We start from the raw sequence: 21,948 nt of genomic DNA on the forward strand, positions 1-21,948 counted from the left end.
TTAGTTTTGCTTTATTGCCTTAACTGAAAGCTTAATATCGAAACCGTTGCGCCCTTAGCTCAGCTGGATAGAGTACCTGGCTACGAACCAGGCGGTCGGAGGTTCGAATCCTCCAGGGCGCACCACTTTTAGGGTTTTCACTAATCCTGATGTTGAACGTTTAGTTTTGCTTTATTGCCTTAACTGCTTTATTGCTTTAACTAACAGCTTAATATCGAAACCGTTGCGCCCTTAGCTCAGCTGGATAGAGTACCTGGCTACGAACCAGGCGGTCGGAGGTTCGAATCCTCCAGGGCGCACCACTATTTAGGGTTTTCATTAATCCTGATGTTGAACGTTTAGTTTTGCTTTATTGCCTTAACTAAAAGCTTAATATCGAAACCGTTGCGCCCTTAGCTCAGCTGGATAGAGTACCTGGCTACGAACCAGGCGGTCGGAGGTTCGAATCCTCCAGGGCGCACCACTTTTAGGGTTTTTAGTAATCCTGATGTTGAACGCTTAGTTTTGCTTTATAGTCTTAACTACTTTATTGCCTTAACTAACAGCTTAATATCGAAACCGTTGCGCCCTTAGCTCAGCTGGATAGAGTACCTGGCTACGAACCAGGCGGTCGGAGGTTCGAATCCTCCAGGGCGCACCACCTTATTAAAGAAAGCCTCGTTTATACGAGGCTTTTTTTATGTCTGCTGCAAATTTGTTGCGATAATGTTAAATTTTGTCGTTGTTTAACCTGTTGTATTTAAAGTAATTCTTGATTGCTTCTTTGTTATTCTACCTTTCTCATATCATTTCTAAGAAAAGCCCCGTTTAAGTCACAGTTTAAATATCTATAAATGACGTATTTGACAGATTTATGTGATCTGATAGGCGAATAATTAACCTTATGTGTGCGTTATCCGTAACAGAACCTTAAACAAAATTGACAAACTTTTACCAATCGAGATAATCCATGGGTCGGGATCACTATTCGCTGAAATCCTGTACGTATGTCAGGATGACGAAGAAAGGAAGCAACATGACTAATATTGGAAGCCTGCTAGGAGATGCGGCGACTCTAATGATAACGGGGATGTCCGTTGTCTTTATTTTCCTAACTATTCTAGTTTACCTCGTTCGGTTGATGTCAAAACTGGTACCAGAAGAAGTACCAGAGCCGATCGCAGCACCTAAAAAAATTAAAAAATCACAATCAAACCCTTCAGCTGTTAGTCCACAGGTAGTGGCAGCAATTTCGGCCGCGGTTCATCAATACCGTGCGTCTACTGCTAAGTAGCATTTAAAGGATTAAAAAGGAGTTTATGAGCATGTCTAAACCACTAGCTATCACAGATGTGGTACTTCGTGACGCGCACCAGTCACTATTTGCTACTCGTATGCGTATCGAAGATATGCTGCCAATTGCGGCAGAACTGGATAAAGTCGGTTACTGGTCTTTAGAGACTTGGGGCGGCGCAACGTTTGATTCGTGTATTCGTTTTCTAGGAGAAGATCCGTGGGAGCGTTTGCGTGAGCTGAAAAAAGCGATGCCAAACACACCAATGCAGATGCTACTGCGTGGTCAAAATTTATTGGGTTACCGTCACTACGCGGATGATGTAGTAGAAAAATTTGTTGAACGTGCCCATAAGAACGGCATGGACGTATTCCGTATTTTTGATGCGATGAATGACGTACGTAACTTTGAAACAGCAGTGAAAGCAACGATTGATGTTGGTGGTCACGCTCAAGGTACGTTGTCTTACACAACCAGTCCGGTTCACAACTCAGATACTTGGGTTGATTTGGCTAAACGCCTAGAGGATCTAGGTTGTCATTCACTATGTATCAAAGATATGTCAGGTTTATTAAAGCCGTATGAAGCGGAAGAGCTGATTACACGTATCAAATCATCGTGTGACGTTCCTCTAGCGTTGCATAGCCACGCGACAACAGGTCTATCGACAGCAACAGCGGTTAAAGCCGTTGAAGCGGGTATCGATATTCTAGACACCGCTATTTCTTCAATGAGCTGTACTTACGGTCACACGCCAACCGAAACGGTTGTTGCGATGTTAGAAGGTACAGAGCGTGATACCAATCTTAAGCTTGATCAGATCGAACCTATCGCGGCGTACTTCCGTGATGTACGTAAAAAGTACGCGAAATGGGAAGGTCAGCTAAAAGGTGTTGATTCACGTATCTTGATTGCTCAGGTTCCTGGCGGCATGTTAACCAACATGGAAGGCCAGCTTAAAGAACAGGGCGCAGCCGATCGTATGGACGAAGTGCTCGAAGAGATCCCTCGCGTACGTAAAGAGCTGGGTTACATTCCTTTGGTAACACCTACTTCTCAGATTGTTGGTACTCAAGCGGTTATCAACGTTCTAACGGGTGAGCGCTACAAGAGCATCACTAAAGAGACTGCAGGTCTACTGAAAGGTGAATACGGTCAAGCGCCTGCTGAGGTTGATGCTGAACTGCAAGCGAAAGTGTTAGATGGTGCAGAGCCAATCACGTGTCGTCCTGCTGATTTACTTAAGTCTGAAATGGATACGTTAACGACAGACCTTTTAGAAAAAGCGAAATCAGATGGCATTTCACTCGCTGAAGATACCGTTGATGATGTACTGACATACGCACTTTTCCCACAAGTCGGCCTTAAGTTCCTTAAGAACCGTCGTAACCCTGAAGCATTTGAACCTGCACCAACTGCAGAAACGGCAGCTCCTGTTGCGGCACCACAGCCTGTTGCAGGTAGCATTGAAAGCTACAGCGTGAAGGTTGATGGTCAAGTTTATGATGTTGAAGTTGGCCCTCAAGGTGAACTGACATCGGTATCTCCATCAGCGAAACCAGCACAAGCGTCTCAAGCAGCACCAGCTGCGGCTTCTGATGCAGAAGCAGTTCCAGCTCCATTAGCTGGCAACATCTTCAAAGTGATCGTTCAGCCTGGTGCTGAAGTGGCTGAAGGCGATGTGCTACTGATCTTGGAAGCGATGAAAATGGAAACGGAAGTTCGTGCTGCTCGTGGTGGTATCGTTCAGGAATTGAATGTTAAAGAAGGCGATGCAGTTACTGTAGGCGCTCCACTACTAAGCTTAGCGTAAGGGAGTACCATGGAAGGATTGATGACCTTATGGTCTGAAACAGGGATTGCTAACTTTGAGTTCGGCCAGATTTGTATGATGCTGGTCGGTTGCTTATTGTTGTTTTTGGCAATTCGTAAAGGATTTGAACCGTTACTTTTATTACCGATTGGTTTTGGTGCTGTATTAGCAAATATTCCAAATGCTGGGTTTACTGATCCCGGTGGTTTGCTTTACTACGTTTACTACATTGGTATTGAAACGGGTATTTTCCCACTGCTGATCTTTATGGGTGTTGGTGCAATGACGGACTTCGGTGCGTTGATTGCTAACCCTAAAACGTTATGGCTAGGGGCTGCGGCTCAGTTTGGTATCTTCGCAACGCTATTTGGTGCGATCTTGCTGAACTATGTTCCAGGAATGGAATTCTCAATGGCAGATGCTTCGTCAATTGCGATCATTGGTGGTGCCGATGGCCCAACCGCGATCTTCTTGGCGAGTAAGTTGTCTCCTGACCTACTAGGTGCCATTGCAGTTGCGGCTTATAGCTACATGGCTTTAGTTCCTATTATTCAGCCACCTATCATGAAAGCGCTAACGACGCCGGAAGAACGCAAGATTAAGATGGCGCAGTTACGTCACGTTGGTAAAGCCGAGAAGATCCTTTTCCCGCTTGCTGTACTACTGATGACGATTCTGTTCCTACCTTCAGCAACACCTCTAGTAGGTATGTTCTGCTTGGGTAACTTAATGCGTGAAGCGGGTGTGGTTGATCGCCTTTCAAAAACAGCTCAAAACGAACTGATTAACGTCGTAACTATTTTCCTTGGCCTAGGTGTTGGTTCTAAGCTTCAAGCGGATACGTTCTTGAACTTAGAGACGCTGGGTATTTTAGGTTTAGGTGCGGTGGCATTCAGTATTGGTACGGCGGGTGGCGTATTAATGGCTAAGTTGCTTAATCGCTTCTCTAAAGAAGACATCAATCCATTGATTGGCGCGGCCGGTGTATCAGCGGTTCCGATGGCGGCTCGTGTTGTAAACAAGGTTGGTCTTGAGGCAAACCCTCAAAACTTCTTGTTGATGCATGCGATGGGCCCGAACGTGGCAGGTGTACTTGGTAGTGCGGTTGCGGCGGGTATTCTATTAGCTCTAGTGGGTTAGTAGGTTCCTAGGTCACGTATCGTTACGTTAATTGGTCGTCAATTTACGAATGAGCGGTTAACTTAGCCTTATTAAATGGTTTATAGTCAAAGGGATGCTTTCGCATCCCTTTCTTTTTATCAATTAGGGTGCTTGCTCATCAGGGCTTTTATCAATCAAGGAAATGTGGAAATGGAAAATAAACAGATAGCGATTACTCAATTCGGCGGTGTCGAAAACCTCAGTATTCAAACCCGTGCTATTCCTGAGCCTAAGGCTGGAGAAGTCGTGGTTAAAGTTTCCTTTTCGGGCATTAATCCGATTGATGTTAAAACCCGTGCTGGTCTAGGTTGGGCTGCAGCACAGAACAAAGATAACCTGCCTTGGGTACCTGGTTATGACATTTCAGGGCAAATTGTCACCCTAGGCGAACAGGCAGAGCGTTTTACTGTTGGTGATAACGTTGCCGGCTTTATTGGTTTCCCACTGCAAGGTGGCGGTTACAGCCAATATGTGTGTGTCCCAGAAGCGGCATTAAGCATGGTTCCTGATTCGGTGACTCTAGAAGCGGCCGCAGCATTACCATTAGCCAGCCAAACGGCAGCGCAAGCGCTCAACAAAGCTGAAGTGAAAGAGGGCGATCGCGTACTCATCTTGGCGGGCGCAGGCGGCGTTGGTCATCTAGCGGTTCAAATTGCCGTGGCAGCGAAAGCCGAGGTTTACACTACGTGTAGCGAAGCCAATCTTGATTACTTAGCAACGTTAGGCGCTCATGCGATTAACTATAGGTTTGCTCCAGCATCAGAAAGAGTATCCGATGTTGATGTACTGATTGATTTGGTCGGTGGCGATACGGCACTTGATGCATTGAAGTGCCTGAAAGATGGCGCGAGAGTCGTGACAGTCCCAACCTTGTCTGCAGAACTGATCTGTGAAAAAGCCACACTACTGGGTTTTACTGCATCAGGTATGTTGGTTGCGCCAAACCCAGAACAAATGGACACCATGCTTTACATGGTTAGTGTCGGATTGCTCAAGACCGAAATTCAAGGTATCTACCAATTAGATGAAGCGCAGTCGGCTCACCTACAGGTTGAAACCGGACACACCAGAGGCAAGGTACTACTTAAAATGCAAGAAGGTTGATATGCAGTGCTAGAGTTTTTTAATTCTCTTTTCGAAAATATAGCGCTGTGGTTCTCTGACTCGGCGCTGTGGGTACTCTTCATCAGTGGCTTCTTGAGTGCCACATTATTGCCCGGGGGATCAGAAGCGAGCCTTGTGGCAGCCTTGAGCTTAGATCAGTTTTCAACATCATCGATCATTCTTCTCGCGACACTCGGTAATACTTTAGGCGGGCTGACCAACTATTGGATTGGTTTATGGTTGCCTAATCGAACTCAATCTGAAAAGCATGGTCATAAGGCTATGGCTTGGCTGAGTCGCTATGGTTACTGGACATTGTTATTCAGTTGGTTACCCATCATTGGTGATCCTTTGTGTCTGGCTGCGGGTTGGCTGAGAATGAAATTTATCCCTAGCGTTATTTTGATAGCGATTGGCAAAGCCGCTCGCTACAGCTTACTTGCTGCTATCTACTTCGGTTTTTTCTAAGGAGAACCTATGAAAAAGGTTTTACTTGGTACATTTTCTCTTATCGCCATTGCTGGCTGTTCTTACAATGTACCTAGCTCAACACCCTTCTTTTCCTCGTTACCGGAAGGCGTCACTCTGTTAGAAGAGGTTAAGCCTTCTAAAGATAAAGTCGTGATTCCTTATGCGAAGTATCAGCTTGAAAACGGCTTGACCGTTATTCTTTCTCCTGATGATTCTGATCCACTTGTTCATGTTGATGTGACCTATCATGTGGGTTCTGCTCGTGAACAGATTGGTAAATCAGGCTTTGCTCACTTCTTTGAACACATGATGTTCCAAGGCTCTGAGAACGTCGGTGATCAACAGCACTTCAAGATCATCACCGAAGCGGGTGGTTCGTTAAATGGCACCACCAACCGTGACCGAACTAATTACTTTGAAACCGTTCCTTCTAACCAACTCGAAAAAATGTTGTGGTTAGAATCGGACAGAATGGGTTTCTTGTTAGATGCAGTTTCTCAAAAGAAATTTGAGGTGCAAAGAGGCACGGTTAAGAATGAGCGAGCGCAAAGCTATGAAAACCGCCCTTACGGTTTGATGTGGGAGCGCATGGGAGAAGCACTGTATCCAGAAGGTCACCCTTACTCGTGGCAACCAATCGGTTATGTTGAAGACTTAGATCGTGTTGATGTGAATGACCTTAAGGCATTTTTCTTACGTTGGTATGGCCCAAACAATGCCGTGTTAACGATCGGTGGTGATATCGACGTTGATGACACGCTAGAGTGGGTTAACAAGTACTTTGGCCCTATCCCTCAAGGACCTGAAGTTAAGGCGGCAGAGAAGCAACCTGCAGTGCTGACTGAAGACAAGTTCATCACCTTAAAAGATAATATTCGTCAGCCGATGGTGCTTGTTGGTTGGCCAACAACGTATCGTGGTGAAGAGACGCAGGCTTCATTGAATGCACTGTCCAATGTGTTAGGTTCTGGCACCAACAGCTACCTGTATCAAAACCTCGTAAAAACGCAAAAAGCGGTGAGCGCAGGATCTTTCCATGATTGTGCTGAGCTTGCATGTACCATGTATGTGTATGCGATGGGTAATTCAGGTGAAAAAGGCGATTTGACGGTTCTGAACCAAGAGCTGATGGATACCTTAGATCAATTCTCGAAAGAGGGCGTTGAACAAGAGCGTTTAGACCAGATCACTGGTATGGCAGAAGCGGATGCAGTTTTTGCACTGCAAAGTGTTAAAGGCAAGGTTTCACAGCTTGCGTCTAACCAAACCTTCTATGGTCAGCCGGATCGCATTGAATCGCAACTCGATCAAATTCGAGCGGTTACTCCAGAAAGCGTAAGTAAGGCATACCAAGATTTCATCGAAGGCAAGCACAAGGTTACGTTGAGTGTGGTTCCCAAGAAAAAACTCGACTTAGCGGTTCGTGAGGCTACCTTTATCACACCTGCACGTACCCTTCCTGAATACAGCAAGGTGACGGAAGACCAACTGGATTTCAGAAAGGCGCCAAACACATTTGATCGCAGCGTGATGCCAGAAGTGAACTTTGGTGTTGAAGCGACCATGCCTGAGTTGTACCGCATGCACTTTGCGAACGGCACTGACTTGATTGGTACCGTGACCAGTGAAACGCCGACAGTACAGCTGCAAATTCAACTGCCTGCAGGCGAACGCTATGTTCGTAAAGGTCAAGAAGGCTTAGCGAACCTAACGGCTTCGATGATGGAAGAGGGGTCGACTAAACGAACGGTTGAAGAACTACAGGCGACCTTAGATAAGCTTGGCAGTAGCGTTAGCATTGGCGCAGGCAGTTATACCACGGATATCTCGGTTTCAACGCTAGAGAAAAACCTGCCTCAAACCTTAGCGATCGTACAAGAGGTTCTGTTTGAGCCTAAGTTTGATGAGCAAGACTTTGAACGTGTTAAGAAGCAGATGCTTGAAGGTGTTGTCTATCAGCATCAACAACCAAGCTGGATGGCTTCTCAAGCAACCCGTGAAGTGCTATTTGGTGACAGTATTTTTGCTCGAGCAAGCGATGGCACCAAGGCGTCTCTATCGGATCTAACCTTAGATGATGTGAAAAAATTCTATGCACAACACTACACACCGGAAGGTGCCAATATTGTTGTTGTGGGAGACATCTCGAAGAAAGAGGTGGGGAAACAGCTACAATTCTTTGAACAGTGGCAAGGCGATGCGGCACCACTAACGCGTCCTCAGATCATCAAAGAGCTTTCAGGACAGCATCTGTATTTAGTTGATAAACCGGGTGCACCGCAAAGTATTGTTCGTTTAGTGCGTAAAGGTTTACCTTTCGACGCGACTGGTGAGTTGTATTTGAGCCAGCTAGCCAACTTTAACTTAGCCGGTAACTTCAATAGCCGCATTAACCAAAACTTACGTGAAGACAAGGCGTACACTTACGGTGCGAGCGGTTACTTCGCGAGTACGCGTGAAACTGGTGCGGTAGTATTTAGTGCTCAAGTGAGAGCCAATGCGACGGTTCCATCGATTCAAGAGTTTATCTCAGAGCTAAATGAATTTAGTCAAAGTGGATTAACTGACGAAGAGGTGAAATTTATGCGCCTTGCCGTCGGTCAACAAGATGCACTCAAATACGAAACACCAAGTCAAAAGGCTGGGTTGTTGAGTAATATTGTTGCGCTGAGCCTTGATGAAGATTATCTGCAACAACGTAATCAGATAGTTGAAACGGTCTCAAAAGAGACTTTAAACGAGCTATCTAAGAAATGGTTTGACCCGAATGATTATCAAATAATTGTTGTTGGTGATGCGACTTCGCTTCGTCCTCAACTAGAAAAGTTAGATATTCCAATAGAAGAGCTTGAAATCATTCGTTAGAGTACACATTAAAGGGGGAGGGAAAAGACTCTATTTTTCTCCTCCAACCTAATTTATGATAGTTCTAATCAGAACGATATAAGATAAGTGAACTGAATTTTGACTGATTTTGCTGCGCGACTAAAGCAAGTTGCAACCAACCCTAAGACCTTCTCTCAATTTGGTCGTGGTGTTGAAAGGGAAACGTTACGCTACACGGAAGATGGGCATCTTGCTACTGGGCCGCACCCAAAGGCTTTGGGATCTGCGTTGATGAACGGATGGGTAACGACCGATTTTTCCGAGTCGCTACTGGAGTTTATTACGCCTGTTTCTAACGACGTTCCGACGCTTTTGAATCAGTTGTCTGATATCCATCACTTCACACAAACCAAGTTAGATGGCGAAAAGATGTGGCCGCTTTCTATGCCTTGTTACGTAGGCAGTGAAGATTACATTCAGCTAGCGCAATACGGCACCTCTAACAACGGCAAAATGAAGACGCTATATCGTGAAGGCCTAAAGCGCCGTTACGGTAGCCTGATGCAGATTATTTCTGGTGTTCACTTCAACTTCTCTTTCCCAGAAAGTTTTTGGGATAGCCTGTTTGGAGAGCAAACAGAAGAAACGCGTTGTGAAGCTAAGTCAGATGCGTACTTTGGTTTGATTCGTAATTATTACCGTTTTGGTTGGTTAATCCCATATTTCTTCGGTGCTTCACCTGCACTATGTCCTTCTTTCATCAAAGGAAGAGAGACAAAGCTACCTTTTGAGAAGGTTGGCGAGACACTATATCTGCCAAAAGCAACGGCACTTCGCCTGAGTGATCTTGGCTACACCAATAGTGCTCAAAGCGTATTAAAGATTGGCTTCAATAGCCTAGACCAGTACCTTGAAGGTCTGAACCAAGCGATTCGCACGCCATCAGAAGAGTTTGCTGAGATTGGCACTAAGGTTGATGGTGAATACCGTCAATTGAATAGTAACGTTCTTCAAATCGAGAACGAGCTTTATGCGCCAATTCGCCCTAAGCGCGTGGCGAAAAGTGGTGAAAAACCATCGGAAGCACTGGCTCGTGCTGGTGTTGAGTACATCGAAGTTCGTTCTTTGGACGTAAACCCATTCAGCTCAATTGGTATCAATGAGCAACAAGTTCGCTTCCTCGATCTATTCTTAACTTGGAGTGTTCTATCTGACTCTGCTGAGATGGATAACTGCGAACTTGAATGCTGGCGCGATAACTGGAACAAGGTGATCTTAGAAGGTCGTCAGGTTGGTTTAGAACTCAAGATTGGTTGTGATGGCGAGAGGCTGTCTCTGCAAGATTGGGCTAAACGCGTATTCAAAGATCTTCGTGTTATCGCTGAGTTGATGGATGCTGAACAAGGTGGTCGTGCATACCAAGAAACGTGCGATACGCTTGAAACTTGGATCGATAACCCAGAGCTGACCATTTCTGGCCAGTTGCTAGAAGAGACCAAAAAATTAGGTGGCTTGGGTAAAGTGGGTTGTGCGTTAGGAAAAACGTACGCTCAGCAACACAAAGCACACCAATATAAAGTTTACTCAGCTGAGTTGATGGAAGCGGAAGTTCAACGCTCTGTGATTGCTCAGCAACAAAGTGAAGAAGCAAGCACTCAAGATTTTGACAGCTTCTTAACGGATTATTTTTCGTATTTAAAAGCATAGCGAGACTTTGGTGGAAAGGAAGCAAGCCTTATTAGGCCAGCCTAAACGCGTAAGTGGAAAATGGTTGCCAGTAGTGACTGTTGGTATTGTCTCTAGCCTATTGGTTGGATGTGCAACGCCACCGCCAAAGCAGCAAGATAACTTGTGTAGCATCTTCAGAGAACACCCGTCGTGGTATGAAGATGCTCTCGATATGCAAGAAGAGTGGGGCACGCCGATCAACGTAGCAATGGCTTTTGTGAAACAAGAGAGCAGCTATCGTCATGATGCGCGCCCGCCTAAAGATTACATTCTTGGCTTTATTCCGTGGGGACGCGTGAGTAGTGCCTACGGTTATGCACAAGCTCAAGATCCTGCTTGGGAAGATTTCCAAAAGGCGACGAATAACGGTGGCTCAAGAACCAACTTTGATGATGCATTGATGTTCATCGGTTGGTACACCAGCGAGACGCGTCGTCAGCTTGGTATTTCACTATGGGATCCGTATAACCAATATTTGGCTTATCATGAAGGTCGTGGTGGTTATAAGCGCAAGTCATACAATAGCAAACCATCGTTGATTAAGGTGGCGCGCAAAGTCGAACAGCAAGCAAAAGATTATGGATGGCAGCTTAAACAGTGTCGTAAAGAACTAGAAGACAATAGAAGTTGGTTTTTCTAAAGCCAACCGTCACGGAGAAGAGCAATGCCTTTATTAGATAGTTTCACTGTTGATCACACGCGCATGAACGCACCTGCAGTTCGTGTAGCTAAAACAATGCAAACCCCAAAAGGGGATACCATCACTGTGTTTGACCTGCGTTTTACTGCGCCAAACAAAGACATCCTATCTGAGAAAGGTATCCATACTCTAGAGCATCTATACGCAGGATTTATGCGTAATCAATTGAATGGTTCAGATGTAGAGATCATCGATATTTCACCGATGGGCTGTCGTACTGGTTTCTACATGAGCCTGATTGGTACGCCTTCAGAGCAGCAAGTGGCAGACGGTTGGTTGGCTGCAATGCAAGATGTGCTGAAAGTTGAGAATCAAAATAAGATCCCTGAGCTGAACGAGTATCAATGTGGTACTGCGGCAATGCACTCTTTGGATGAAGCTAAAGATATCGCTAATGCGATCATCGCTGCCGGTATCTCTGTAAACAAAAATGATGAACTGGCATTGCCAGAGTCGATGCTTCAAGAGCTTAAGATCGACTAGTCATTGTTAGTTCACCTTGAATACGCTTCACTCTAGAGACAGAGCGAGTTAGATACTAAAAGGCCCGGTTCAATGAACCGGGCCTTTTTCGTCAATGTATTTTAGGACGAGACATATTTTAGAGCTAGGCAGTTGTCTCATGTGAGCTTGTGATTACTCACTTAGTTATCCCAGTCTAGCAAACCACTTTTATCCGTTAACGATCTGCGGGAACACGCGAACGAGCTTGATACGGTTCTCTTCGAGTTCAACAATTTCCATTGGATGACTCGCAACTTGAACACTCAGGTGACTCTCAGGAATGTCTTCAAGGTGTTCCAGTATTAAACCATTAAGTGTTCTTGGGCCATTTGTAGGCAGTGTCCACTGCAAGCCTTTGTTTATGTCACGGATATTGGCGCTGCCTTCAATCAAGAAGCTGCCATCGCTTTGCGGTGTGATCTCTTCAGATAAGCTTGGTGCAATTGAGGTCGTAAACTCACCAACGATTTCTTCTAGAATATCTTCAAGGGTAACCAAGCCGTTGATATCGCCATACTCATCCACAATCAAACCGATGCGCTGTTTATTGCGCTGAAACTTAAGTAGTTGGATATTGAGTGGTGTCGCTTCAGGAATAAAGTAGATCTCATCCGCAGCACGCAACAGTGTCTCTTTATTGAATTCGTTCTTTTCAAGCATCAAGCGGTAAGCTTCTCGTAACCTAAGCATGCCAACCACTTCATCTATCTGGTCACGATATAACACAATACGCCCATGAGGGGAGTGAGTTAATTGGCGAACGATAGATTTCCAGTCATCATTGATGTCGATGCCAGTGATTTCATTTCGAGGCACCATAATGTCGTTCACGGTCACGTGTTCTAAATCTAAAATAGATACCAACATATCTTGGTGGCGTTGAGGTATTAGGCTTCCCGCTTCATTTACCACGGTTCTAAGCTCTTCAGAGCTTAAGTGGTCGGTCGCATCGTGACGGGCTTTGACACCTAAGATACGAATAAAACCGTTGGTAATGAAGTTCACCAATATCACCAATGGTGACAGTACCTTCATCAGTATTATCAAAAGGATACTACTGGCGTAAGAGACACGCTCTGGAAACAGAGAAGCGATGGTTTTTGGGGTTACCTCGGCAAACACGAGGATCACGAGAGTCAGGACACCGGTAGCAATCGCTACGCCGATATCCCCGTAGATGCGCATACCAAGAATAGTCGCGATCGCAGACGCAAGAATGTTGACGAGATTGTTGCCGATGAGAATTAGGCCGATCAATCTGTCTGGGCGGTTCAGAAGTTTTTCTACGCGTTTGGCACCTTTATGACCCGTATTGGCCAAGTGCTTTAAACGGTAGCGGTTCAAGGACATCATGCCCGTTTCGGAACCAGAGAAATAACCAGAAATTACAATGAGACACGCGAGTAGCGCAAATAAGATACCCGTTGATATGTCGTCCAAAACTATTCTTTTCCTATTTGTGTATCTTGATTAATTTATGACCGAACATGGTCGAGATGTCAATTGAATCTAACGGACTCAATATTTTAAAGGCAAGGTGTGTGAGACATTGCCTTCATTTTACAGACTAATTCAGGATGATTTCCTGAACGAAGCGGCTACCGAAGTAGGCTAATGTGAGCATGCTGGCACCGGCAAGTGCGAACCAAGTGACTTTTTGTCCACGCCAACCTTTCTGATAGTGACCCCATAGAAGGATGGAGTAGATAACCCAAGCAATAAAAGACAATACAGCCTTGTGTGCTTTTCCTTGAGCAAACATATCTTGTACGAAGATAAGGCCAGTCAATAAAGTACCTGTTAATAAGCCATTACCGATCAGAATGATCTTGAAAAGCTGTCTTTCCACCATCATTAAAGGAGGTAGGTTAGGGTTTATCACTAACGCTTTTTTCTTTTTAAGTTTGTGATCTAGCCACGCAAGTTGTAGGGCGTATAGCGCACCGATAGTCAACGTCGCGTATGAGAACAAAGCCAAAGAGATGTGCAGTAGCAGCTTTGGGTCATTCTCTAGATGTTTGATGAACGTGCTTGAAAGAAAAGTGGCAGCCATTAGATTTAGAGCTGCGAAGCTATAAACAACCGGCAAGATGAACCACAAACGGGTTTTGAGCATCGCACCGCTCATGACCAAAGAGATGATTAAACTGATCAATGAAGCAACGTTCAAGATACTGAGGTTTTGGCCACTGGCATTAAAAATTAAATCGCCAAGCAACCAAGCATGGAAAGCTAAAGCAAGTAATGCGCTGATAAACACCGTTTTTACGCGGATTCCTGTTTGGTGCACGAGACCTGGAATGATCGTGGAAATCGCCATTGTATAAAGAAAGGCTGCTGCGATCGCAATAAGACTGTCCATGGTATCCATTTAAATGATTACTAATTGGCGAATTATACCTCGCATCGCTCTTTGGGGCTATGGTGAACCTCATTCAATTCCAAGTGAATAATGTCTCACATCACAAGCGTGGATGATTAACGCTCTACAACGGGTATGACTCTAATCCGCGCTAATGTATACTCACAGTAATAGTCGCAGTTTTGAGCGAAGAGAAAACTATGTTTGATAATTTAACGGATCGTCTATCCAAAACGCTGAAGAACATCAGCGGTAAAGGTCGTCTGACCGAAGACAATATAAAAGAGACGCTGCGTGAAGTACGTATGGCGCTACTTGAAGCCGACGTTGCACTGCCCGTTGTCCGCGATTTTGTTAAGCGCGTAAAAGAAGGCGCTGTGGGTGTTGAGGTTTCTAAATCTCTAACACCTGGTCAAGAATTCATTAAGATCGTTCAAGCTGAGCTTGAAGCTGTGATGGGTGAGTCTAACGAGGCTCTTGACCTAGCAGCACAGCCGCCAGCCGTTATTTTAATGGCAGGTCTACAAGGTGCGGGTAAAACCACATCGGTAGGTAAGCTATCTAAGCTCCTGACTGAGCGTGACAAGAAGAAAGTTTTGGTTGTGTCTGCCGACGTTTACCGTCCAGCGGCGATCAAACAGCTTGAAACGTTAGCAAGCGATGTTGGCGTCGACTTCTTCCCATCTTCAGCTGATCAAAAGCCTCTTGATATTGCAAACGCTGCAATCGACCATGCGAAGAAGAAATTCTACGACGTGCTAATTGTCGATACTGCTGGTCGTTTGGCTATCGATGAAGAGATGATGGGCGAGATCAAAGAGCTTCATACTGCAATTAAACCAGTAGAGACTTTGTTCGTTGTTGATGCAATGACTGGTCAAGATGCTGCGAACACTGCAAAAGCTTTTGGTGATACGCTACCACTAACCGGTGTTATCTTGACGAAAGTTGATGGTGATGCGCGAGGTGGTGCTGCACTGTCTGTTCGTCATATCACTGGCAAGCCGATTAAATTCTTAGGTGTTGGTGAAAAGACTGACGCACTAGAACCATTCCACCCAGATCGTGTTGCTTCTCGTATCTTAGGTATGGGCGACGTACTGTCTCTTATTGAAGACCTACAGAAAAACGTTGATACCGAGAAAGCAGAGAAACTGGCTAAGAAGTTCAAAGAGAAGAAAGGCTTTGACCTTGAAGACTTCCGTGAGCAGCTTGGTCAGATGAAAAACATGGGCGGAATGATGGGCATGATGGATAAGCTTCCAGGCATGTCTCAGCTACCAGACAACGTTAAAGATAAAGTTGATGACAAGATGTTCAAGCAAATGGAAGCGATCATCAACTCTATGACAATGAAAGAACGTCAGCGTCCAGACCTAATCAAAGGCTCACGCAAAAAGCGTATTGCTGCAGGTTCTGGTACGCAGGTACAAGATGTAAACCGTATGCTTAAACAGTTCACTCAAATGCAGAAGATGATGAAGAAAATGCAGAAGGGTGGAATGAAAGGCATGATGCGCAACATGCAGGGCATGATGGGCGGCGGTGGAGGTATGGGCGGAATGGGTGGTGGTTTTAACCCGTTTGGTCGATAATCTACAAATGTAAGCTTTAGCTACGTTACTTTTCATAGTGTTAGCCGTGTCACAGAAAGTGTCCGGTTGCTATGTTGGTGAAAAAATAGCTAAAGCCCTTGCATTGCACCGGAATAAGAGTAAAATTCCGGGGCTTTAATTTGGCACGAGACCCCAAGCTATTTACTTATACTTGGGGTTAATTATTTTATTAAGAAAGCAAAGAGGACGACATGGTAACCATTCGTTTGGCACGTCACGGTGCAAAGAAGCGCCCATTTTATCAAATCGTAGTTGCGGATAGCCGTAACTCTGTAACTGGCCGTTTCATCGAGAAAGTAGGTTTCTTTAACCCTACTGCTCAAGGTCAAGAAGAAGGTCTACGTCTAGACCTAGATCGTGTTAACCATTGGGTTGGTCAAGGCGCATCTCTATCTGATCGTGTAGCTAAGCTAGTTAAAGACGCTCAAAAAGCGGCTTAATTCTTTTTTAAAGAGAAATAGCTTATGTCGATGAAGGGTAAAGAAACGATGAGCGAGCAAAATAATAGAATTGTTATGGGTAAACTTGGGTCTACCTATGGTATTCGTGGCTGGCTTAAAGTGTTCTCCTACACAGACAATGCTGAAAGCATATTTGATTACAGCCCTTGGTATTTAAACCAAAAGGGTAAGTGGGTTGAGTACAAAGTTGAGAGCTGGAAACGTCATGGCCAAGGTTATGTATGTAAGCTAGCGGGATTAGATGTTCGTGAAGACGCACAACTGATGACTAACTTTGAAATTGCTATTGACCCTGCTTCGTTACCTGAATTGTCAGAAGATGAATTCTACTGGCGCGAATTGTTCGGTATGCAAGTTTTTACCACTAAAGGTTACGACCTTGGTGAGGTCACTGACCTATTAGAAACTGGTTCGAACGATGTTCTAGTAATTAAAGCAAATCTTAAAGATGCTTTTGGCCAAAAGGAACGGTTAGTACCGTACCTTGAAGAGCAAGTGATCAAGAAAGTTGATCGCGAAGCTCGCCGGATCGAAGTTGACTGGGATCCTGGATTCTAACTCCAAATTACAGAGCGAGAGAACACATGTGGGTTGGCATTATTAGCCTGTTTCCTGAAATGTTCCGTTCTGTTACTGATTTTGGAGTAACAGGTCAAGCGGTTAAAAAAGGTCTTTTATCTATTGAGACATGGAATCCTCGCGATTTCACTCATGATAAACATCGCACTGTTGATGATAGACCTTACGGTGGTGGTCCTGGCATGTTAATGATGGTTCAGCCTTTGCGCGATGCTATCCAAACTGCCAAGCAAGCAGCACCGGGAAAGACGAAAGTAATCTATCTTTCACCTCAAGGTCGTAAACTCGACCAGAAAGGTGTTGAAGAGTTGGCAACAAACGAGAACTTGCTTCTTATTTGTGGTCGCTATGAAGGGGTAGATGAGCGCATTATTCAATCTGAAGTCGACGAAGAATGGTCGATTGGCGATTTTGTGATGACGGGTGGCGAACTGCCAGCCATGACGTTGATTGATTCAGTCTCTCGGTTTGTTCCGGGTGTACTTGGAGATTTCGCTTCAGCAGAAGAAGATTCTTTTGCAAATGGTTTGCTAGATTGTCCCCATTATACGCGCCCTGAGGTGCTAGACGATAAAGATGTGCCATCGGTACTCAAGTCTGGAAACCATAAGGACATTCGTCGCTGGCGATTAAAACAATCGTTGGGCCGAACTTGGCTAAGAAGACCAGAGCTCCTGGAAAACCTAGCTCTGACTGACGAACAGGAACAATTACTGGCTGAATTCATTAAAGAGCAACGCTCTTAACGAAAAGCAAGCAGTAACCTATTAAATTTAGTATCAGTTTATTCTAGGAATTTATACAAATGAGCAACATCATCAAGGCTCTTGAAGAAGAGCAACTAAAATCAGACCTTCCTAAATTCGCACCAGGTGACACTGTTGTAGTTCAGGTTAAGGTAAAAGAAGGTGACCGTGAGCGTCTACAGGCTTTCGAAGGCGTTGTAATCGCTATTCGTAACCGTGGTCTACACTCTGCATTCACAGTTCGTAAGATCTCGAACGGTGAAGGCGTAGAGCGTGCGTTCCAAACTCACTCTCCAATGGTTGATAGCATCGAAGTTAAACGCCGTGGTGCAGTACGTCGTGCCAAGTTGTACTACCTACGTGAGCGTTCTGGTAAGTCAGCTCGTATTAAAGAGAAGCTTACTAAGAAGTAATTCTTTTTGCATTCTATCGATAAAAGCGGAGCCATTTGGCTCCGCTTTTTTGTGTCTGCTATTTAGAGCTGAGTAGGTAAGAGAGCCTCAATTCGCTCGTTCCTCGCTCTTGGGGATGACGGACTTAAACGAAACTCACATTTAACTGCATTCCCTAGACTGACGAAGGAAGGAGTAGGGAATCTCTATTCGTACCATGCTATAGGCAATAAAAAAGGATTGACGTTAAACGCCAACCCTTCAAAATTTACTCGCTACTCGCTACTCGCTACTCGCTACTCGCTACTCGCTACTCGCTACTCGCTACTCGCTACTCGCTACTCGCTACTCGCTACTCGCTACTCGCTACTCGCTACTCGCTTAGTGCGGGTCTTCCGACCAACCATCGCTATCTGACATGTCTGGTGCGCCAGCAATGCTGTTCTCTTCGTCTGCCCATTCACCGAAATCAATCATCTGACATTGCTTACTGCAAAACGGGCGGTGTGGGCTTTGTTCGCCCCATTCAACGTCGGCATTACATTGAGGGCATTTAACGATGGTGATTTTTTTCGACATAGTGATTCTTAATTAGAGGGTATTGTAAGAAAGAGTTTAGGCTCGAGTGAAGGCTCAAGCCAAACTATAAAAGGAAATTAATTAGCTGCAGACAGCCAATTCAAATTCGATGTCTTGAGTACAGGCTTGTCCTGTTTCAAAGCTCATGAACTTAACGGCAAAACGGTTTTTATGCCCGGAGATCATCGGGTAAGCACCGTATTGCATTGGAATAGAAAGGCGAAGGATATTCGCTTCATCAGCATCACTCTGGAAGAAGCCAGCGCGAGCAATTTGCTCTTTAAAGTGACCAGTCTCTCTGGTGAGCTTTAACCATAGTGTTAGCGCTTCATACAGAGGCTGTAGGCTATCCATCCAAGCTTTGGCATCTCGCATTCTCTTATCGAGAGGAAGATGCAGCCAATAATGCAGTGCGGGTAAATCAAAGCAGCATGAGCCACCTGGTAAATTAAAGCGTTGACGTATGGCACTCAAGAAGCGGTCTTCTTTAAGTGACTGCCCAAAACGCTCCGCCTGCATCAGTTCACGATAGATGTTACTAATATCGTTGAGTAGTGAAGTCAGCATCTCTTGATCGACACCTTCAACATCTAACCAACTTTTGTAGGTTACACGCTGCTTCTCAATATCTTTTGCAAGTTCACTCTTGAGCTGGATCTGTTCGAAGATTTCGACCAGATCAAAGATGGAACGGAAAAAGAGTTGATACTGTTGAGCATCGGAAAATGTAGAAGACAAGTGCAGCTGCCTCAAGAGTGATTCAACTCTTAAGTAGATGCGTGTTTTCTCATTTAGAGGATGTTCAAATTTGTGGGTGATCATCGAGCAAACCTTCATTCAACATTATTCTATTCTGACCCATCTACAGTACTGATTGCCAGATACTTTTGATGTAAATCTGTGATTTGAGGCAAAAGTTCTTGGTTTTTAGTATGGTTTTTAATCACGTCATCTGCAACTGCTAAGCGTTGTTCTCTTGAAGCCTGTGATTTTAAAATTGATGCAACTTGTTCCCTAGAAACATTATCACGACTCATCGTACGCTCTATTTGTACTTCTGTTGGCACATCAACGATTAATACGCGATCGGCCATGCTTTGCATTTGGTTTTCAACCAATAGCGGTGCGACTAATAGACCATAAGGGGATGTGACTTTAGACAGGTCACTGTCAATTTTGTTACGGATCATGGGATGAAGCAGGTCATTGAGCCATTGTTTCTCTGTGGGATCCGAGAAGATTAGCTCACGCAGCTTACTTCGGTTAAGTGATCCATCTTCAAGCAAGATCGTCTCACCAAAACGATCAGTAATCTGCTTTAAGCCGTCACTGCCCACTGCAACGACTTCGCGTGCAACGATATCAGCATCGACAATATCAATATTAAAATGCTCATTGAAGAGGTTAGCAACGGTGGTTTTTCCACTGGCGATACCACCACTTAATCCGATAATGATTGCCATGGTTAAATTCCTAGTACAGAAGTGAAATACCAGCCCATGATGTCGTTACCCCACATCAAACTCACCCAACCCGCAATCGCAAGGTAAGGTCCAAATGGAAAGGCTTTATCTATGCCTTGTTGTTTCAAGCGAAGTTGAATCAATCCGAAAACTAAGCCGACAAGTGAGGATAGAAGAATGATCATTGGGAGGTGTTGCCAACCAAGCCAAGCGCCAAGCGCAGCCAGAAGTTTGAAGTCGCCGTAACCCATACCTTCTTTGCCTGTCAGTAGCTTGAATAACCAGTAAACAGACCATAGCGCTAGATAACCTGCCATTGCACCAACCACGGAATCTTGAAGCGATACAGGGCTGATATTAAACAGAGCTAACGCGATACCAGACCAAACTAAAGGTAAGGTAATTTGATCAGGCAACAGCATAGTATCGAGATCGATAAAGGTTGCGGTAATCAATGCAAACGTGAAAAAAATCAAAGCAATGGCGTAGTAACTGAAACCAAAGTGGCTCGCGACTACGGTACAAAGTATTGCCGTAAGCAGTTCGACCAATGGGTAACGAGCGCTGATTGGGTTAGCACAGCTATGACACTTGCCCTTTAAGAACAACCAACTTAATACTGGAATATTGTCGATGATTCTTAATTGGGTTTTACATTTCGGGCAGGTAGAACGAGGGATACTGAGATTGAACTTTCCCTCTGGCGCTAGAACTTTATATTGAGAGAAATACTCCGAGCACTCTTGTTGCCACTCTCGTTCCATCATTATCGGTAAACGGTGTATGACTACGTTGAGGAAGCTGCCGATAAGAAGGCTAAAAATGAAAGCTAATACGGGGAATAGCCAAGGATAGTAGTGAAATACTTCCATAGTGTCCTTTACCACTTAATCAAGGTGAGCAGAGGTTGGCTGCTCATGGGTGTTTAGTTGCTTTTAACTATCCTAACACACTCATAAGATTAAAGATCGGTAAGTACATCGCGACAACAAGTCCACCAACTACGGTGCCTAAAAATACGATGATCAGTGGCTCTAGAATCTTACCTAGGTTATCGACGGTGTTGTCTACTTCGAACTCGTAAATGGAAGCGACTTTATTGAGCATATCATCAAGATTTCCGGACTCTTCACCAATCATCACCATCTGCAAAACCATCTCCGGGAAGGCATTGGTATTGCGCATTGCAATGTACATCGGCATGCCTGCGGCAGTTTCACGGTGAACCTCGATGATGGCCGATTCATAATGCAGGTTGCCTGCGGTTTTAGCCGTTGTTTTAAGGCTGGTTAAAATAGGAATCCCTGAACTGAAACTGGTTGAAAGTGTTCGGCTGAACTTTGCAATCGATGCTTTGGTGATGACAGCACCCAAGATAGGAAAGCGTAAGCCAAGGCGACTGGTTGAAAGTCGAATCGAGTAGGATCGCTGACGCAGCTGCTGAAAAGACAGAATTAATAAACCAATACCGATGGCACTATAGAAACTATAAGCCTGCATCCAATGGGAAAGATAAAGCACTTGCTGGGTGAACCAAGGTAAGTCTGCTCCGAAACCAGAAAACATCGATTCAAATTCAGGAATGACCATGGTCAGCATTAAGTAAGAAACGGTAAGGGCGACCGCTACAACCATTGCTGGGTAGATGAGCGCCTTTATAACCTTGGATTTTAGTTGCTCACTCTTTTCTCGATAGGTCGCCAAGCGTTCAAATACTTGTGCAAGGTTGCCGGAGAGTTCGCCTGTCGCGACCAAGTCGGTATAGAGGTCATCAAAGTGGCGGCTTGCGGTTCGCATCGCTTTTGAGATTGGCGTGCCGGCTTCTACACCTTTGCAGATGTGCGATAAAATCGATTTCATTTCTGCTTTGCGGTGATTGTCTGACACTAACTTGATGGCTTGCACTATGGGCACACCAGTCGCCAACATGGTAGCCAGTTGGCGAGTCAAAATAGTGATATCTTTGGCTTTGACTCGATGGGTTAAACGAGTGATTGCTGAGATGCTTTTCTTTTTGATCTTCTTAATCTGAATGTGCTGCTCTTTGAGCTTCTCTCGCACTTCTAATTCGGTGAGCGCTAAGCTCTGCCCAGACACTTTCTTGCCAGAACTATTGATTCCCTTCCAATGGTAGTTTTTTAGTTGTGATTGTTTGCTTTTACTACTCATT

21 protein-coding genes and 4 tRNA genes are annotated in these 21,948 nt (G+C 44.9%); 18 read left to right on the forward strand and 7 right to left on the reverse strand.

Going from position 1 to position 21,948, the window contains the following annotated elements; genetic code table 11:
* Positions 1–48: 48 nt before the first annotated feature.
* From L3V36_RS09420 to luxS, 13 genes are all read left to right on the forward strand, one after another.
* Positions 49–125, forward strand: a tRNA-Arg gene (locus tag L3V36_RS09420).
* Between the two features lie 100 nt (positions 126–225).
* Positions 226–302, forward strand: a tRNA-Arg gene (locus tag L3V36_RS09425).
* A gap of 84 nt (positions 303–386) precedes the next feature.
* Positions 387–463, forward strand: a tRNA-Arg gene (locus L3V36_RS09430).
* Between the two features lie 100 nt (positions 464–563).
* Positions 564–640 (forward strand) — tRNA-Arg (locus L3V36_RS09435).
* 375 nt (positions 641–1,015) lie between these two features.
* Positions 1,016–1,273, forward strand: a complete 258-nt coding sequence (locus L3V36_RS09440; RefSeq protein ID WP_010435831.1) for an oxaloacetate decarboxylase subunit gamma — start codon at positions 1,016–1,018, stop codon at positions 1,271–1,273.
* 31 nt (positions 1,274–1,304) lie between these two features.
* Positions 1,305–3,086, forward strand: a complete 1,782-nt coding sequence (gene oadA, locus L3V36_RS09445; protein ID WP_029222287.1) for a sodium-extruding oxaloacetate decarboxylase subunit alpha — start codon at positions 1,305–1,307, stop codon at positions 3,084–3,086.
* Positions 3,087–3,095: 9 nt separating this feature from the next.
* The gene (locus tag L3V36_RS09450) at positions 3,096–4,226 is read left to right on the forward strand and encodes a sodium ion-translocating decarboxylase subunit beta (protein ID WP_004735495.1); all 1,131 of its coding nucleotides are present in this window, start codon (positions 3,096–3,098) and stop codon (positions 4,224–4,226) included.
* A gap of 171 nt (positions 4,227–4,397) precedes the next feature.
* A complete protein-coding gene (locus L3V36_RS09455; protein ID WP_208775158.1) occupies positions 4,398–5,351 on the forward strand; it encodes an NADP-dependent oxidoreductase in 954 nt (317 codons plus the stop codon).
* Between the two features lie 6 nt (positions 5,352–5,357).
* Positions 5,358–5,819 carry a YqaA family protein gene (locus L3V36_RS09460; protein WP_004735497.1) on the forward strand — a complete coding sequence of 154 codons (462 nt, stop codon included), beginning with the start codon at positions 5,358–5,360 and terminating at the stop codon, positions 5,817–5,819.
* Positions 5,820–5,828: 9 nt separating this feature from the next.
* Positions 5,829–8,687: a pitrilysin family protein gene (locus tag L3V36_RS09465; protein ID WP_102448380.1), complete on the forward strand. Its 2,859-nt coding sequence runs from the start codon at positions 5,829–5,831 to the stop codon at positions 8,685–8,687.
* Positions 8,688–8,786: 99 nt separating this feature from the next.
* A complete protein-coding gene (gene gshA / locus L3V36_RS09470) occupies positions 8,787–10,355 on the forward strand; it encodes a glutamate--cysteine ligase (RefSeq protein ID WP_102448381.1) in 1,569 nt (522 codons plus the stop codon).
* Between the two features lie 10 nt (positions 10,356–10,365).
* The gene (locus L3V36_RS09475; RefSeq protein ID WP_029222727.1) at positions 10,366–11,016 is read left to right on the forward strand and encodes a hypothetical protein; all 651 of its coding nucleotides are present in this window, start codon (positions 10,366–10,368) and stop codon (positions 11,014–11,016) included.
* A gap of 24 nt (positions 11,017–11,040) precedes the next feature.
* Positions 11,041–11,559 carry an S-ribosylhomocysteine lyase gene (gene luxS / locus L3V36_RS09480; RefSeq protein ID WP_017079953.1) on the forward strand — a complete coding sequence of 173 codons (519 nt, stop codon included), beginning with the start codon at positions 11,041–11,043 and terminating at the stop codon, positions 11,557–11,559.
* Between the two features lie 189 nt (positions 11,560–11,748).
* Here luxS and L3V36_RS09485 read toward each other — a convergent pair whose 3' ends face one another.
* Both L3V36_RS09485 and L3V36_RS09490 read right to left on the reverse strand, forming a co-directional pair.
* Positions 11,749–13,020 carry a CNNM domain-containing protein gene (locus L3V36_RS09485; RefSeq protein WP_054541869.1) on the reverse strand — a complete coding sequence of 424 codons (1,272 nt, stop codon included), beginning with the start codon at positions 13,018–13,020 and terminating at the stop codon, positions 11,749–11,751.
* Positions 13,021–13,147: 127 nt separating this feature from the next.
* Positions 13,148–13,942 carry an inner membrane protein YpjD gene (locus tag L3V36_RS09490; RefSeq protein WP_017079954.1) on the reverse strand — a complete coding sequence of 265 codons (795 nt, stop codon included), beginning with the start codon at positions 13,940–13,942 and terminating at the stop codon, positions 13,148–13,150.
* Between the two features lie 200 nt (positions 13,943–14,142).
* On the opposite strand from L3V36_RS09490, the gene ffh reads away from it, so the two are divergent.
* The 5 genes from ffh to rplS all read left to right on the forward strand — a co-directional run bounded on the left by ffh (position 14,143) and on the right by rplS (position 17,757).
* Positions 14,143–15,537 (forward strand): signal recognition particle protein, encoded by a 1,395-nt coding sequence (gene ffh / locus L3V36_RS09495; RefSeq protein WP_004735506.1) that lies wholly within the window; start codon positions 14,143–14,145, stop codon positions 15,535–15,537.
* A gap of 212 nt (positions 15,538–15,749) precedes the next feature.
* Complete coding sequence (rpsP, locus tag L3V36_RS09500) at positions 15,750–15,998, forward strand: 30S ribosomal protein S16 (RefSeq protein ID WP_004735508.1); 249 nt, start codon at positions 15,750–15,752, stop codon at positions 15,996–15,998.
* Between the two features lie 24 nt (positions 15,999–16,022).
* Positions 16,023–16,577 carry a ribosome maturation factor RimM gene (gene rimM, locus L3V36_RS09505; protein WP_004735510.1) on the forward strand — a complete coding sequence of 185 codons (555 nt, stop codon included), beginning with the start codon at positions 16,023–16,025 and terminating at the stop codon, positions 16,575–16,577.
* Between the two features lie 26 nt (positions 16,578–16,603).
* Positions 16,604–17,344, forward strand: coding sequence for a tRNA (guanosine(37)-N1)-methyltransferase TrmD (trmD, locus tag L3V36_RS09510; protein WP_004735512.1), 741 nt, complete (start codon positions 16,604–16,606; stop codon positions 17,342–17,344).
* 59 nt (positions 17,345–17,403) lie between these two features.
* The gene (gene rplS / locus L3V36_RS09515; RefSeq protein ID WP_004735514.1) at positions 17,404–17,757 is read left to right on the forward strand and encodes a 50S ribosomal protein L19; all 354 of its coding nucleotides are present in this window, start codon (positions 17,404–17,406) and stop codon (positions 17,755–17,757) included.
* 360 nt (positions 17,758–18,117) lie between these two features.
* Here rplS and yacG read toward each other — a convergent pair whose 3' ends face one another.
* The 5 genes from yacG to L3V36_RS09540 form a co-directional block, all read right to left on the reverse strand.
* Positions 18,118–18,315: a DNA gyrase inhibitor YacG gene (yacG, locus tag L3V36_RS09520; RefSeq protein WP_004735515.1), complete on the reverse strand. Its 198-nt coding sequence runs from the start codon at positions 18,313–18,315 to the stop codon at positions 18,118–18,120.
* Positions 18,316–18,396: 81 nt separating this feature from the next.
* Positions 18,397–19,137 carry a cell division protein ZapD gene (zapD, locus tag L3V36_RS09525; RefSeq protein ID WP_017088714.1) on the reverse strand — a complete coding sequence of 247 codons (741 nt, stop codon included), beginning with the start codon at positions 19,135–19,137 and terminating at the stop codon, positions 18,397–18,399.
* A gap of 26 nt (positions 19,138–19,163) precedes the next feature.
* Positions 19,164–19,778, reverse strand: coding sequence for a dephospho-CoA kinase (coaE, locus tag L3V36_RS09530; RefSeq protein WP_065205145.1), 615 nt, complete (start codon positions 19,776–19,778; stop codon positions 19,164–19,166).
* A gap of 2 nt (positions 19,779–19,780) precedes the next feature.
* Complete coding sequence (locus L3V36_RS09535; RefSeq protein WP_208775160.1) at positions 19,781–20,650, reverse strand: A24 family peptidase; 870 nt, start codon at positions 20,648–20,650, stop codon at positions 19,781–19,783.
* A 67-nt stretch (positions 20,651–20,717) separates the two neighbouring features.
* Complete coding sequence (locus L3V36_RS09540) at positions 20,718–21,947, reverse strand: type II secretion system F family protein (protein ID WP_004735441.1); 1,230 nt, start codon at positions 21,945–21,947, stop codon at positions 20,718–20,720.
* Position 21,948 lies beyond the last annotated feature (1 nt).

It is taken from the genome of Vibrio sp. G-C-1, assembly GCF_021728015.1.
GTDB classification, from domain to species: domain Bacteria; phylum Pseudomonadota; class Gammaproteobacteria; order Enterobacterales; family Vibrionaceae; genus Vibrio; species Vibrio splendidus.

Coding starts and splice junctions, on each gene's coding strand:
- L3V36_RS09440 (WP_010435831.1), top strand. CDS start 1,016: ATGACTAATATTGGAAGCCTGCTAGGAGATGCGGCGACTCTAATGATA.
- oadA (WP_029222287.1), top strand. CDS start 1,305: ATGTCTAAACCACTAGCTATCACAGATGTGGTACTTCGTGACGCGCAC.
- L3V36_RS09450 (WP_004735495.1), top strand. CDS start 3,096: ATGGAAGGATTGATGACCTTATGGTCTGAAACAGGGATTGCTAACTTT.
- L3V36_RS09455 (WP_208775158.1), top strand. CDS start 4,398: ATGGAAAATAAACAGATAGCGATTACTCAATTCGGCGGTGTCGAAAAC.
- L3V36_RS09465 (WP_102448380.1), top strand. CDS start 5,829: ATGAAAAAGGTTTTACTTGGTACATTTTCTCTTATCGCCATTGCTGGC.
- luxS (WP_017079953.1), top strand. CDS start 11,041: ATGCCTTTATTAGATAGTTTCACTGTTGATCACACGCGCATGAACGCA.
- L3V36_RS09490 (WP_017079954.1), bottom strand. CDS start 13,942: ATGGACAGTCTTATTGCGATCGCAGCAGCCTTTCTTTATACAATGGCG.
- ffh (WP_004735506.1), top strand. CDS start 14,143: ATGTTTGATAATTTAACGGATCGTCTATCCAAAACGCTGAAGAACATC.
- rpsP (WP_004735508.1), top strand. CDS start 15,750: ATGGTAACCATTCGTTTGGCACGTCACGGTGCAAAGAAGCGCCCATTT.
- rimM (WP_004735510.1), top strand. CDS start 16,023: ATGTCGATGAAGGGTAAAGAAACGATGAGCGAGCAAAATAATAGAATT.
- trmD (WP_004735512.1), top strand. CDS start 16,604: ATGTGGGTTGGCATTATTAGCCTGTTTCCTGAAATGTTCCGTTCTGTT.
- rplS (WP_004735514.1), top strand. CDS start 17,404: ATGAGCAACATCATCAAGGCTCTTGAAGAAGAGCAACTAAAATCAGAC.
- yacG (WP_004735515.1), bottom strand. CDS start 18,315: ATGTCGAAAAAAATCACCATCGTTAAATGCCCTCAATGTAATGCCGAC.
- zapD (WP_017088714.1), bottom strand. CDS start 19,137: ATGATCACCCACAAATTTGAACATCCTCTAAATGAGAAAACACGCATC.
- coaE (WP_065205145.1), bottom strand. CDS start 19,778: ATGGCAATCATTATCGGATTAAGTGGTGGTATCGCCAGTGGAAAAACC.
- L3V36_RS09535 (WP_208775160.1), bottom strand. CDS start 20,650: ATGGAAGTATTTCACTACTATCCTTGGCTATTCCCCGTATTAGCTTTC.
- L3V36_RS09540 (WP_004735441.1), bottom strand. CDS start 21,947: ATGAGTAGTAAAAGCAAACAATCACAACTAAAAAACTACCATTGGAAG.